Origin of the sequence: Pseudomonas ulcerans, from assembly GCF_036324125.1 — a bacterium.
Classification (GTDB): domain Bacteria; phylum Pseudomonadota; class Gammaproteobacteria; order Pseudomonadales; family Pseudomonadaceae; genus Aquipseudomonas; species Aquipseudomonas ulcerans.
Genome location: NZ_JAZDQN010000038.1, coordinates 23,775 through 36,488 on the forward strand (window position 1 = coordinate 23,775; position 12,714 = coordinate 36,488).

Genomic DNA, 12,714 nt, shown 5'->3' on the forward strand with positions numbered 1-12,714 from the left:
GCATTGCGACTTACCTTGGCGTTCCCTCCTTCCGGAGGGATCACCGAGAAAGGATCTTGCAATGACCGACAACAGCAACGAAACCCTGTCCCTCAGCTCCGCCGCCGTGGTTGAGAGCTCCCTGCTGGCCTTCGGCGCCGGCATGTCAGCGCAGAATCGCCAGGACGCGAAGAACAGCTACCTGTTCGCCAGTCTCGTCGCCAACAAGCGACACAACCAGCTCACCCTCAGCGAAGCCTGGTTCGATTATTTCCTCGAAGCCATGAGCGACTGCGGCTGGTCCGTGGCCCAGCGCACCTATGAAAAGGAAAGCAGCACCGAGCAATCGCTCACCCTCGCCAATGTCGCGGTCAAGGCCGTGCAGGCCGCGGCCGGCAGCCTGCTCCAGGGCGGACCGCTGGTCCAGGCGCTGAGCCTGCTCGCGGAGCATGCCATCGCCGGCCTGGGCAAGGACGAGCAGGCCCTGACCGTGTTCAAGCGCAACCTGTATCAGCAGTCCAACGTCATGGTCGGCGTGGCCTCGTGCATCGAGACCAAGGACGGCGAGGTGGTCATGGCCCTCGGTGCGATCCAGCGCACCGTGCGTCGTGAAGATGTCGACGTGCTGCTGTTCGACTGGGACAGCAACACCTCGGCCACCTATCGCAGCACGGCCGCCCTGTCGTTCAACAGCCAGGTCTATGCGCGGACCCGCGACATCGTCGAGCAGCGCCTGGGTGATCGCGCGGTGTCGCGGATCATGGACTACCCGATCTGATCGAGCGTCGAGCCCCTGGTGATTTTCTGGAGTTAACGGACATGGATGTCGACGGCTATACGATGTGGGTCACGGGGGGCAGCCTGGTGCTGGTCGCGCCGCAGGTCAGCGAACTGGAGTGTCGCAACGTGCTGCTCACCCTGCGTGACGCGCAAGCGTGGGCTGATGGCCAGATGGCCTCGCGCTTCGCACAGCACCGGCGCTGGTATCGCGCCTATCGCGGCGCCCTGGGCCGCCGTGGCTGGCGGGTGACCCACAGTTGCCAGAGCGTGGAGACTGCGGGAGGTCGCACCCTGTTGGCGCCCACCCAGCCATTGCTGCTGTGGCTGGGCAGCCTGCACGCCGAGCTGGGTGATGTGCTGGAACTGGGCATCGAGGCGCTGACGATGAATCCCCAGGGGTTCGAACAACTTTCACGCCACGCAGTGCGCGGCTTTCGCGGCGCCACGCAGGTGGTCTTGGAACTGGGCGTGTTACGTCCAGGCTCGCAACTGAGCCTGTGCAGTATCGCCCTGGAAACCACCACGACACTGGGCGCGGACTGGCTGACCGCACCGCTGTCGGGGACAAGCTTGCGCGGCGACCTGTATTTCCAGGGCTTGATGGCCGAGCCTGCGCCGGAGCTGCGGGATGTCGGACGCAACGACTTCCAGCGTCTTGTGCGCGTCGGCCATACCCTTCATTGAGGCTATCTCGTCATGACAGAACAACTCCGGGCATCGGTGGTGGGCAACGCCCTGGTGTCCTTCTTTCCCGATGTCGACCAGACCATGCGCGAGCGGGTCCAGGCGGCCATGCTGTTTGCCCAGCGCGCCACCCGCGAAGTGGTCGCCAGCGGCCAGGTCAGCGATGGCTACGACTACTACCTGCAGCAACTGAAATTCCTTGGCTGGGACGCGACATCGCCGCGCGAGCCCTTCGATCCGGAGCTGCAGCGGCGCAAGGTGCTGGACGAGATGCTGGCGCGTATCGGAGCCACTGCCGGCCATGAGTTCTCCACGGTGACGCGCTGGTCCCTGGACACGCTGGAACTCAACCAGCCAGCCCTGTTTCGCTTCGAGGAGCGCTCGCTGCAGCAGGCGGCATTCCAGCTGCTGCCCTGCCGGGTCAACCGGCCCGGCTACCTCGACATGGTGCTCTATCACGAAACCCTGGAACGGGAGGAGCGCCTGAGTGGGTTCCTGTTCCGCGAGCGGGTGGTCACCGGCGTGCGCGCCGAACTGGTACGTTTCAATGCGCGGCTGTTCGAGCAGCAGTTCGGCGAACGGGTCCGGCAGCGCCTGTACCAGGCCTTGCTGGAAGAAGTCTGCGAACTCTGATCAGGACACCAGGTAACCCTTGATCCCGGTGAAGATGATCTGCGCGGCCAGGGCACAGACGAACAGCCCCATCAGCCGGCTGACAATCTGCAGGCCCTGGTCGCCGAGGATCCGCTCGATGCGGTTCGACAGGTAGAGCACCAGGCCGACGGTGACGCTGGCCAGGGCGATACTGACGATGGCCAGCAGCTTGTCGTCCCAGTGCGGCTGGCTGACCCCCATCACCAGCAGGGCACCGATGGTCCCCGGGCCGACGGTGAGGGGAATGGTCAGCGGGACGATGGTCACGTCCTGCTGCACGTTGTCGGTCTGCACCGCCGATTTGCCCTGGGCCATGCCCAGCGCCGAAATGAACAGGACGCTGCCGGCGCCAATGCGGAAGGCATCCGGGGTGATGCCGAAGACGCCGAAGATCACCCGCCCGAACAGGTACAGCAGCACGCTGGCCACCAGCACGCCCATCGCCACTTTCCAGGCCAGGTGCTTGCGCTCCTTGCTGGAGTAGCCGCGGGTCAGGCTGATGAAGCAGGACAGGACGAAGAACGGGCTGTAGAGCACGAGCATTTTCAGGTAAACGCTGAACAACTCATGGAGCATGGTCTGGGCTCGCGAAAGAGGGGAGGCAAGTGTATCAGCGCGGCAGTGGCGCATCGGCAGGCGGGCGCGTCTGTTCGCGACGGGCCACCCAGTACTCGACCTGCTCGCGCAGTTGCGACAGCTCCACCGGCTTGGACATGTGCCCGTCCATGCCGGCGATGCGCGCGCGTTCCTTGTGTTCGGCGAGGATATGCGCGGTCAGCGCCACCACGGGCGTACGCGGGCGGCCCATGGCGGTCTCCCAGGCGCGCAGTTGCTGGGTCGCGGAGAAGCCGTCGAGGATCGGCATCTCGCAGTCCATCAGCACCAGGTCGTACTGCTTGGCCTTCATCGCCTTCAGCGCTTCCTCGCCATTGCTGGCGGTGTCCGGCTCGATGCTGAGCTTGCCGAGCATGCCGCGGATGACCTTGGTGGAGATGCTGTTGTCCTCGGCGACGAGAATGCGGAAATCCGCCGGCAGGTCGATCGGCACCGGCTTGGGCGGTGGCGCCAGGCTCGGTGGCGGGGCCTTGCTGCGTTGCGCCAGTTCCTCGGCGAGGGTGGTCTTGAGGGTGTAGCCGGCCACCGGCTTGGCCAGGATGCGCTTGACCCCGGCATTGCGCGCGATGATCTTGCTCGGCGCATTGCTGATGCCGGTGAGCATGACCAGCAGGATGTCGTGGTTCAGGCTCGGGTCTTCCTTGATCTTGGCCGCCAGTTGCATGCCGGTCATGCCTGGCATGTTCTGGTCCAGCAGGACCGCGTCGAAGTAGTCGCGCAGGTGCGCCTTGGTCCGCAGCAGGGCCAGCGCTTCCTTGCCCGATGGCACGGCGCTGACGTTCATGCCCCAGGCGCCGCACTGCTGCACCAGGACCTTGCGGCAAGTGTCGTTGTCGTCGACCACCAGCACCCGGGCGCCGCGCAGCGAGGCATCGAGATCGGTGGCCGGCTGCTCCAGGCGCTGGGCGTCGAGCGGCAGGGTCAGCCACAAGGTGTTGCCCTGGTTGTGGCTGGTCTTGATGCCGAATTCGCCGTGCATCAGGTTGATCAACTGCTTGGCAATGACCAGGCCGAGGTGCCCGCCCAGCTTGTTGCTGGAAAGGAAATGCTTGCTGTGCAGTTCGGCCTGCAGCAGGGCGTCGCGTTCGCCGGCCTGCATGGATTCGCCGCTGTCCTGCACGGCGATGCGCAGGCGCGGACTGTCGCCGCGCTGGTCGAGGGCCACCACCAGCAGGATCTCGCCGTGGTCGGTCTTCTTCAGGGCGTTGTCGAGCAGGCTGAGCATGGCCTGGCGCAGGCGCGTCGGGTCGCCGCTGATCACCCGTGGCACCTGCGGCTGGGTGAAGCTGATCAGCTCGATGTTCTGTTGCTCGGCCTTGGCCCGGAAGATCCCCAGGCAGTCCTCGATGAGCGCGTTGAGGTCGAACTGCACGTCGTCCAGCTCGATCTGCCCGGACTCCAGCTTGGAGATGTCGAGGATCTCGTTGATCAGGGTCAGCAGCTCGTTGCCGGCGCTGTGGATGGTTTGCACGTAGTCGCGCTGCTTGACCGACAGCGGCGTGCCGAGCAGCAGCTCGGTCATGCCCAGCACGCCGTTCATCGGGGTGCGGATCTCGTGGCTGATCTTGGCCAGGAACTCAGCCTTGGCGTTGATCTCGGCGTTGCTCGCCGCCTGTTCGCGGCTGGCGCTGAAGCGCGCTTCGTTGATGCTGCGCAGGCGTTCGCTGACCGCCAGGTTGAGGAGCAGGCCGCAGAGCACGGTGAGGCCGAGGAGAATGAACAGCAGCCACTGGGTCGGCGTGCGGGTCAGGCCGAGCAGGGCCGGCAGCACCACCAGGCAGCCGAGGTTGAAGATCAGCATGCTCAGGGCGAACAGGCGCGCCGGCGCGAAGCCCTTGTACCAGTGCCAGGTGGAAATGCCGAGCATGCTCAGGCAGCCGAGGGCGACCAGGGCGTAGGTCATCAGGTTCAGCGGCAGGGTGTCGACGAACAGCAGCAACAGGCCGCAGCACATCACCAGGATCATCTGTCCGTGGATCAGGCGGTTGACCCGCGACGGGCCGAGCGGTGCGAAGAAGCGCTGGGTGAAGGCCAGCCCGCAGAGGGTGGCGAGCATCACCGTGAGGTAGGCGGCTGGAGTCTGCGCGGTATGCCAGAGATTCCACGGGCCGCTGAGGTTGAGCAGGATCAGCGCGCTGAGCAGCATCAGCACGTGGTAGCCGGCGAGCCACAGGCTGCTGGCCGAGCGGGAATAGGCGAAGCGGGTCAGGTTGTGCAGGACCAGCATGCCCAGGCAGCCGATCAGCAGGCCGAAGAGCAGCGGGCGGCGCTGGTCGGCAGCGGCGTCGACCGCCGGCAGCAGGCTGATGCCGGGGCGCAACTGGTGTTCGGAGACCAGCCGCAGGTAGACGTCCAGCGCCACGGGGCTGGCTGGCAGGGACAGCAGCTGGTCGCTGCTGCTCAGGGTCAGCAGGCCGTTGTCGCTGCGACGACCGTTATGGAACTGCTGCAGCAGGTTGTTGCCGTCCAGAACATACAGATCCAGGCGCGACAGGTCGGGGGCGAAAACGCGGATCACCTGCTCTTGCTGGCCGGGCGGCAAGCGGTAGTGCAGCCAGAGTGCCTGGTTGGGCGCGGCGGCGTTGAGCTGGTTGAGTTCGATGGGGCTGAACTGGTTGCGGTAGCGTTCGGAGCGGATATCGCCGAGCTGCAGGTTGGCCTGGTTGTCGAGCAGAACCGCCCAACCGCTGCCGGAGTCGGCGAATGCCGGGGGCAGGCAGAGCAGGGTCAGCAGGCTGACGATGGTTCCAATGGCAATCCTGAGCCAACACACGACCATATCCCTTCCTAGCTTGATGCCGGTGCACCACTATGCGCGGCGCGCCGAGTCGAAGGCAAGGCCCCGGCGGGGCCCCGTCGACGGCCCGCAAGCCGCGCCACACGGGCGCCGGGCTTGCGGACGGGCGGATTACTCCTGATGCTCGCCACGCTCGCGGGCAATGGCACGATAGCCGATGTCCTTGCGGTAGAAAGCGCCTTCCCAGTCGAGTTCCGCAGCGAGGCGGTAGGCCTGTTGCTGTGCGGCCTCGACGGTGTCGCCCAGGGCGGTGGCGCAGAGCACGCGGCCGCCGCTGGTGACGACCTGGCCTTCCTTCAGCGCGGTACCGGCATGGAACACCTTGCCCTGCAGGGCGGCAGCGGCTTGCAGGCCCTTGATCGGCGCACCCTTGGCGTAGTCGCCAGGGTAGCCGCCGGCAGCCAGCACCACGCCCAGGCTCGGACGTGGATCCCAGACGGCTTCGATCTTGTCCAGGGCCTTGGCCAGGGCAGCCTCGACCAGCAGGACCAGGCTCGATTCCAAGCGCAGCATGACCGGTTGGGTTTCCGGGTCGCCGAAGCGGCAGTTGAACTCGATGACCTTAGGGTTGCCCGCCTTGTCGATCATCAGGCCGGCGTAGAGGAAGCCGGTGTAGACGTTGCCTTCAGCTGCCATGCCACGCACGGTCGGGTAGATCACCTGGTCCATGACGCGTTGGTGCACATCGGCAGTGACCACGGGCGCCGGGGAGTAGGCACCCATGCCGCCGGTGTTCGGGCCGGTGTCGGCGTCGCCGACGCGCTTGTGATCCTGGCTGGTGGCCATTGGCAGCACGTTGGCGCCGTCGACCATGACGATGAAGCTGGCTTCCTCGCCGTCGAGGAATTCCTCGATGACCACGCGCGAACCGGCGTCACCGAAGGCGTTGCCGGCGAGCATGTCGCGCACGGCTTCTTCGGCTTCGGCCAGGGTCATGGCGACGATCACGCCTTTGCCGGCGGCCAGGCCGTCGGCCTTGATCACGATCGGCGCGCCTTTTTCACGCAGGTAGGCCAGGGCCGGCTCGATCTCGGTGAAGTTCTGGTAGTCGGCGGTCGGGATCTTGTGGCGAGCCAGGAAGTCCTTGGTGAAGGCCTTGGAGCCTTCCAGCTGGGCGGCACCGGCGGTCGGGCCGAAGCAGTCCAGGCCGCGCTTGCGGAACAGGTCGACGACACCGGCGACCAGCGGCGCTTCCGGGCCGACGATGGTCAGGGCGACGTTCTTCTCGGCGAAGTCGGCCAGTTGCTCCAGGGCCAGCACGTCGATGGCGACGTTCTCGCACTTGGCTTCGGTGGCGGTGCCGGCGTTGCCCGGGGCGACGAAGACTTTCTCGATGCGCGGGTCCTGGGCGACTTTCCAGGCCAGGGCGTGCTCACGGCCGCCGCTGCCGATGATCAAAACGTTCATGTCAAAACCTCAGTGGGTTCGAAGGGCTGGCCTTCGCTTTGTGTTCGCTGTACGAGGTCGCAATGAAGCAGGTAGATGCAAGGCGGGGCCGGTTCCGATGAGCGGAGTTGCCGTCTGGCAATGAGCATCAGCGGAACCGGCCCCAACGCAGCAGATGCCTGCTTCAGTGCGGCCGATTGCCGTAAATCAGTGACGGAAGTGGCGCATTCCGGTGAATACCATGGCGATGCCCGCTTCATCAGCGGCAGCGATGACTTCTGCGTCGCGCATCGAGCCGCCAGGCTGGATCACCGCAGTGATGCCGACCTTGGCCGCGTTGTCGATGCCGTCACGGAACGGGAAGAACGCGTCCGAGGCCATGACCGCGCCCTGCACCTGCAGGCCAGCATGCTCGGCCTTGATTGCAGCGATACGTGCGGAGTTGACGCGGCTCATCTGGCCGGCACCGACGCCGATGGTCTGGCGGTTCTTGGCGTAGACGATGGCGTTGGACTTGACGAACTTGGCCACTTTCCAGGCGAAGATCAGGTCGTGGATTTCCTGTTCGGTCGGGGCGCGCTTGGTCACGACCTTGAGGTCGCCCTCGGTGATCATGCCGATGTCGCGGCTCTGCACCAGCAGGCCGCCGGTGACGCGCTTGAAGTCCCAGGCAGCGGCACGTTCGGCCGACCACTCGCCGCAGGCCAGCAGGCGCACGTTGGCCTTGGCCGCGACCACGGCACGGGCTTCCTCGCTGACGCTCGGGGCGATGATCACTTCGACGAACTGGCGCTCGACGATGGCGCGGGCGGTCTCGCCGTCCAGCTCGCGGTTGAAGGCGATGATGCCGCCGAAGGCCGATTCGGTGTCGGTGGCGTAGGCCAGTTCGTAGGCCTGGCGGATGCCGCCTTCAGGGCTGACGGCGACGCCGCACGGGTTGGCGTGCTTGACGATGACGCAGGCCGGCTTGACGAAGCTCTTCACGCATTCCAGCGCGGCGTCGGTGTCGGCAACGTTGTTGTACGACAGTTCCTTGCCCTGCAGCTGCACGGAAGTGGCGATGCCGGCTTCGGCCGGCTTGGCCTCGACATAGAACGCCGCGCTCTGGTGCGGGTTCTCGCCGTAGCGCATTTCCTGGGCCTTGATGAACTGGCTGTTGAAGGTGCGCGGGAATTCGCTGCGACCTTCGGTGGACAGGGCCTCGGCGGCCTGGTTCACGGTGCCCATGTAGTTGGCGATCATGCCGTCGTAGGCGGCGGTGTGCTCGAACGCCTTGAGCATCAGGTCGAAGCGCTGGGCGTAGGTCAGGCCACCGGCCTTGAGGTTTTCCAGGACGCTGGCGTAGTCGCTGGCGTTGACCACGATGGCCACGTCCTTGTGGTTCTTGGCCGCGGAACGGACCATGGTCGGGCCGCCGATGTCGATGTTCTCGATGGCGGTCGGCAGGTCGCAGCCCGGCTTGGAGATGGTGGCTTCGAACGGGTACAGGTTGACGGCGACCAGGTCGATCGGCTTGATCCCGTGCTCCTGCATGATGGCGTCGTCGGTGCCGCGACGGCCGAGGATGCCGCCGTGGATTTTCGGGTGCAGGGTCTTGACCCGGCCGTCCATCATTTCCGCGAAGCCGGTGTAGTCGGCGACTTCGACCGCGGCGACGCCGTTGTCCTGGAGCAACTTGAAGGTGCCGCCGGTAGACAGGATCTCGACGCCGAGCGCTTCGAGCTCACGGGCGAATTCGAGGATCCCGGTCTTGTCGGAAACGCTGATCAAGGCACGGCGGATCGGCAGGCGGGTAGTCTGGTCGGTCATTTCAGATTCCATAACGCGGTGGAGTCAGCAAAAAAGGCGACCTCACGGGGGAGTCGCCTTTTCTGGTTGGGATTCGTGCTTACAACAGGTCGTACTGCTTGAGTTTCTTGCGCAAGGTGCCCCGGTTCAGCCCCAGCAGCTCGCTGGCCTTGGTCTGGTTGCCCTTGACGTAGTTCATCACGCTTTCGAGCAAGGGGGCCTCGACTTCCGAGAGCACCAGGTTGTACACGTCCGTGACAGCAGCGCCTTCGAGGTGGGCGAAATAGTTGTGCAGCGCCTTCTCCACGCTTCCGCGAAGGGTCTGGCCCTCTTCGCTGGGGGTATTGAGGTGCTGTTTCAGGTTGACGTTGTCGCTCACGGGCGTTGTTCCACTCACTAAAGTCTCGGTCATCATCGTCATGCGGCCACCCCTTGTCCGTCCTCTGTCTCAAGGCTCTGTTGCCGTTCGCTGAAGAACAGGCGAACGTCGGCGCATTGCGCGTGTGTGTCTTCCAAACGATTGAACCGGGCGCGAAATTCCCTGGCGCCCGGCAACGTTGCGAGGTACCAGCCAACGTGCTTGCGGGCGATTCGCACGCCCATCACATCGCCGTAGAAGGCATGCAACGCTGCCAGGTGCTCCAGCAGAATCCCTTCCACTTCGCCCAGTCGCGGCGCCGGCAGCGTCTCGCCGGTGCGCAGGTAATGCTCGATCTCGCGAAAGATCCACGGCCGGCCCTGGGCGGCACGACCGATCAGCAGGCCATCGACGCCGGTGCTGTCGAGCACCTCGCGGGCCTTGTGTGGCGAGGTGATGTCGCCGTTGGCGAATACCGGGATCGACACCGCCTGCTTGATCGTCGCGATGGTGTCGTACTCGGCCTCGCCGGTGTACAGGTCGGCGCGGGTCCGGCCATGCACGGCCAGCGCCTGGATCCCGGCCTGCTCGGCGATCTTCGCCACGGTCAGGCCGTTCTTGTTGTCGCGGTCCCAGCCGGTGCGGATCTTCAGGGTCACCGGCACCTCCACCGCGGCGACCACCGCGTGGAGGATTTCACTGACCAGCGCTTCATCTTTCAATAAAGCAGAGCCTGCAGCCTTGTTGCAGACTTTTTTTGCCGGACAACCCATGTTGATATCGATGATCTGCGCACCCAGCTCGACGTTGGCGCGTGCCGCCGCAGCGAGCATCTGCGCGTCGCCACCGGCGATCTGCACCGAGCGCGGCTCGGGATCGCCTTCGTGGATCATGCGCAGGCGCGACTTGCGGCTGTTCCACAGGCTCATGTCGCTGCTGACCATTTCCGACACCACCAGGCCTGCGCCCATCCGTCGGCAAAGCTGGCGGAAAGGCTGGTCCGTGACCCCGGCCATGGGGGCCAGGATCAGGTTGTTCTGCAGTTCGTATGGGCCGATGCGTACCGCCGACATAGGTCTACCCTGTTGTGGGGCCGGATCATTAGAGTTCGAAAAAGGGTGGGCATGATACCCGCTCTCGATGACCGGATAAAGATGAATCTGGATAAAATCTGAACAGTTACGCCTATGGGGCGGGACGTCAACGACAGGCGCCCGACGCCGGAAAGCCGGCATCGGGCGTCGGCAATCACTCGGGAGAGCGGAAGCTCAGGCTGTAGTTCACCGCTTTCGGGCCCGGGTCGAGGATGTCCAGGGCGATGTGGATCGGGGTCTGGCTGGGCATCTCGGCCTTGCCCGCGAGTTCGCCGCTGAGGTACTCGGCGGGCTTGAAGCGACGGCTGGCGATGAGCTGGCCGTTGAGGTCGGCGAAGCGCAGTTCGAGCAGCGGGAAAGGCTGAGAGAACGGCGCACGGTTGTAGATGATCGCGTCCACCACCAGTGCACCCTTGAAGTCGAGATGGCTGCGCACCACCAGGTTGCTGCTCTTGATCCGGGCGATGTCGACCTTGGAAGGCACTTCGCAGCCGAGGGTCGGGCAGAGCTCCTGGAACCACGGACGGTACTGGTCCTGGCGGGCCAGTTCGTCGAAGTGATACCAGATGTACTGGCCGGCCAGGGCGGCGGCGGCCAGGACGATCAGCAACAGCCACAGCAGGCGCTTGCCGACCTTGCTGCGCGGTTTCTGCCAATCCAGTTGCAGCGGATCGTCGACCAGGTCGACCAGGGTGTCCTTGCGCGACGGCCGGGGCGCCTCGGGAATCGCGCCCAGTTCCGGGTCGCGGCGCTGGTCGGTGTCGAGCTCGTCCTGTTCGTCATCGTCACGGGCCGACAGGCGGGAGGCGCCGTCGGTCGGCTCATCCTCGTCGTCGATCTTCAGGGCCTGGACGCGGGGCGCTGCGACATCCTCTTCTTCCGGCGTCGGCAGGTCCAGCGACAGCGAAGGCTCGGTGCGCTCATCCGCCAGGGGCTCGTCGAGCAGGTCCGGCTCGGTCTTTTCCAGTTGCAGCGGCGGCTCGTCGACCACCACGGGTTCGTCCGCTTCGCGCTCGGTACTGGCGGCGCCGAACAGGCCGTCCTCGATCAGTTCGTCGGCGTGCGGATCGTCGCGCTTGGCGCTGAGGCTGTCCTCGCGCCGTGGGGCCGCGTGGAAATCGACGGTCGGCTGGATTTCCCGCTGTTCCAGGCGGGCCAGTTCGCGGTCGAGGTCGAGCTGGTCGAGGTCCAGCTCATGCAGGTCGACTTCCTTCCAGTGCTTCTGCGCGGCGGGCTCGACCTCTGCTGCGACCGGCTCGGGTTCGGCTACCGGTGGCGGGGTCAGCGCTTCTGGCGCTGGCTGGGCCGGGGCTTCGGGCTCTGGCGCCGGCTGCAAGGTGGCGTTCTGCTCCAGCAACTGGCGGGCGGCGTTGAATACCTGCAGGCAGTTGCCGCAGCGCACGACGCCGCGGGCCACGCTCAACTGGTTGTGGCTGACGCGAAAGCTGGTCTGGCAATGCGGGCACTGGGTGACGAAACTGTCGGTCATGCGGCGATCCGGGGGTTAACTGAAATCAGTCTAGTAGGAGCTGGCTTGCCTGCGAAGGACCGCAAGGCGGTCCCCGGAAAACTCACCGACGACGCCCGCTGATGCGTACCCAGCCGTCACGCACGACGATCGGGTCCAGGTCGAAGTCCGCCGTATACGCCGCGGCCACTTCGTCGCCCTGTTCGGCGAGGATTCCCGACAGCGCCAGCAGGCCGCCCGGACGCACCAGGCCGCTGAGTTGTGGAGCCAGGGAGACCAGCGGCCCGGCGAGGATGTTGGCGACCAGCACATCGGCCTGCATGGCCGGCATCTGCTCGGGCAGGTACAGGTCGAAATCGGCTTCGGCGATTCCATTGCGCCCGGCGTTGTCGCGGGAGGCTTCCAGGGCCTGCACGTCGATGTCGGTGCCAGTGGCGCGGCGCGCGCCCAGCAGCAGCGCGGCGATGGCGAGGATGCCCGAGCCGCAGCCGAAGTCGAGGAGGTTGACGCCGGTCAGGTCCTGGCCGTCGAGCCACTCCAGGCACAGCGCGGTGGTCGGGTGGGTACCGGTGCCGAAGGCCAGGCCCGGGTCCAGCAGCAGGTTGACGGCGTCAGGCTCCGGCGCTGCGTGCCAGCTCGGCACGATCCACAGGCGCTGGCCGAAGCGCATCGGCTGGAAGTTGTCCATCCAGCTGCGTTCCCAGTCCTGGTCGGCGATGACCTCGGCGTGGTGCTCCGGCAGTTCGGCGCCGGTCAGCAGTTGCAGGTGGGCGAACACCGCCTCGGGCTCGGCATCGGCTTCGAACAGCGCCAGCAGGTGGGTGTTGGACCACAGCGGCGTGGTGTTCAGGTCCGGCTCGAAGATCGGCTGGTCTTCGGCATCCATGAAGGTCACGGAAACCGCGCCCACTTCCAGCAGGGCGTCTTCGTAGGTTTCGGCCTGTTCCGGAGTGATGGCCAGACGAACTTGTAACCAGGGCATGGAGGTACCTTAACCAGGGGATTGGACGCAGTGTTGCGAAAGCCCGCCAGTTTACGCGAGCCGGACGGCAAAGGATAACCAACCTTTCTAACTATCTATCACCGCACCGTACCGGGGCTCGCGCAACCT

At 65.5% G+C, this 12,714-nt stretch carries 11 protein-coding genes; 3 read left to right on the plus strand and 8 right to left on the minus strand.

Annotated features, from left to right (window positions below; genetic code table 11):
* The first annotated feature begins 61 nt into the window (after positions 1–61).
* Genes V0R59_RS25080 through V0R59_RS25090 form a run of 3 tightly spaced genes read left to right on the plus strand, consistent with a single transcriptional unit; the run spans position 62 to position 2,076 of the window.
* Positions 62–757 (plus strand): hypothetical protein, encoded by a 696-nt coding sequence (locus tag V0R59_RS25080; RefSeq protein WP_330075748.1) that lies wholly within the window; start codon positions 62–64, stop codon positions 755–757.
* Positions 758–798: 41 nt separating this feature from the next.
* Positions 799–1,443 (plus strand): hypothetical protein, encoded by a 645-nt coding sequence (locus tag V0R59_RS25085; protein WP_330075749.1) that lies wholly within the window; start codon positions 799–801, stop codon positions 1,441–1,443.
* A 12-nt stretch (positions 1,444–1,455) separates the two neighbouring features.
* Entirely contained in the window at positions 1,456–2,076 is a 621-nt protein-coding gene (locus V0R59_RS25090) for a hypothetical protein (RefSeq protein WP_330075750.1), read from the plus strand.
* On the opposite strand, the gene V0R59_RS25095 is transcribed toward V0R59_RS25090, so the two are convergent.
* The 8 genes from V0R59_RS25095 to prmA all read right to left on the minus strand — a co-directional run bounded on the left by V0R59_RS25095 (position 2,077) and on the right by prmA (position 12,585).
* Positions 2,077–2,673 carry a MarC family protein gene (locus tag V0R59_RS25095; protein ID WP_330075751.1) on the minus strand — a complete coding sequence of 199 codons (597 nt, stop codon included), beginning with the start codon at positions 2,671–2,673 and terminating at the stop codon, positions 2,077–2,079.
* 34 nt (positions 2,674–2,707) lie between these two features.
* Positions 2,708–5,491, minus strand: a complete 2,784-nt coding sequence (locus V0R59_RS25100) for a hybrid sensor histidine kinase/response regulator (RefSeq protein WP_375547387.1) — start codon at positions 5,489–5,491, stop codon at positions 2,708–2,710.
* 129 nt (positions 5,492–5,620) lie between these two features.
* Positions 5,621–6,916: a phosphoribosylamine--glycine ligase gene (purD, locus tag V0R59_RS25105; protein WP_330075752.1), complete on the minus strand. Its 1,296-nt coding sequence runs from the start codon at positions 6,914–6,916 to the stop codon at positions 5,621–5,623.
* Between the two features lie 186 nt (positions 6,917–7,102).
* A complete protein-coding gene (gene purH / locus V0R59_RS25110; protein ID WP_330075753.1) occupies positions 7,103–8,704 on the minus strand; it encodes a bifunctional phosphoribosylaminoimidazolecarboxamide formyltransferase/IMP cyclohydrolase in 1,602 nt (533 codons plus the stop codon).
* A gap of 79 nt (positions 8,705–8,783) precedes the next feature.
* Positions 8,784–9,104, minus strand: a complete 321-nt coding sequence (gene fis, locus V0R59_RS25115) for a DNA-binding transcriptional regulator Fis (protein ID WP_003186237.1) — start codon at positions 9,102–9,104, stop codon at positions 8,784–8,786.
* The gene (gene dusB / locus V0R59_RS25120; protein ID WP_330075754.1) at positions 9,101–10,114 is read right to left on the minus strand and encodes a tRNA dihydrouridine synthase DusB; all 1,014 of its coding nucleotides are present in this window, start codon (positions 10,112–10,114) and stop codon (positions 9,101–9,103) included. The genes fis and dusB overlap by 4 nt, the downstream gene beginning before the upstream one ends.
* A gap of 175 nt (positions 10,115–10,289) precedes the next feature.
* Positions 10,290–11,624, minus strand: coding sequence for a DUF3426 domain-containing protein (locus V0R59_RS25125; protein ID WP_330075755.1), 1,335 nt, complete (start codon positions 11,622–11,624; stop codon positions 10,290–10,292).
* Between the two features lie 82 nt (positions 11,625–11,706).
* Positions 11,707–12,585 (minus strand): 50S ribosomal protein L11 methyltransferase, encoded by an 879-nt coding sequence (gene prmA, locus V0R59_RS25130; protein WP_330075756.1) that lies wholly within the window; start codon positions 12,583–12,585, stop codon positions 11,707–11,709.
* Positions 12,586–12,714: the final 129 nt, after the last annotated feature.

Bases quoted from the DNA above. Each gene is read 5' to 3' on its own strand.
- V0R59_RS25080 (WP_330075748.1), top strand. From the start codon at position 62: ATGACCGACAACAGCAACGAAACCCTGTCCCTCAGCTCCGCCGCCGTG.
- V0R59_RS25085 (WP_330075749.1), top strand. From the start codon at position 799: ATGGATGTCGACGGCTATACGATGTGGGTCACGGGGGGCAGCCTGGTG.
- V0R59_RS25090 (WP_330075750.1), top strand. From the start codon at position 1,456: ATGACAGAACAACTCCGGGCATCGGTGGTGGGCAACGCCCTGGTGTCC.
- V0R59_RS25095 (WP_330075751.1), bottom strand. From the start codon at position 2,673: ATGCTCCATGAGTTGTTCAGCGTTTACCTGAAAATGCTCGTGCTCTAC.
- V0R59_RS25100 (WP_375547387.1), bottom strand. From the start codon at position 5,491: ATGGTCGTGTGTTGGCTCAGGATTGCCATTGGAACCATCGTCAGCCTG.
- purD (WP_330075752.1), bottom strand. From the start codon at position 6,916: ATGAACGTTTTGATCATCGGCAGCGGCGGCCGTGAGCACGCCCTGGCC.
- purH (WP_330075753.1), bottom strand. From the start codon at position 8,704: ATGACCGACCAGACTACCCGCCTGCCGATCCGCCGTGCCTTGATCAGC.
- fis (WP_003186237.1), bottom strand. From the start codon at position 9,104: ATGACGATGATGACCGAGACTTTAGTGAGTGGAACAACGCCCGTGAGC.
- dusB (WP_330075754.1), bottom strand. From the start codon at position 10,114: ATGTCGGCGGTACGCATCGGCCCATACGAACTGCAGAACAACCTGATC.
- V0R59_RS25125 (WP_330075755.1), bottom strand. From the start codon at position 11,624: ATGACCGACAGTTTCGTCACCCAGTGCCCGCATTGCCAGACCAGCTTT.
- prmA (WP_330075756.1), bottom strand. From the start codon at position 12,585: ATGCCCTGGTTACAAGTTCGTCTGGCCATCACTCCGGAACAGGCCGAA.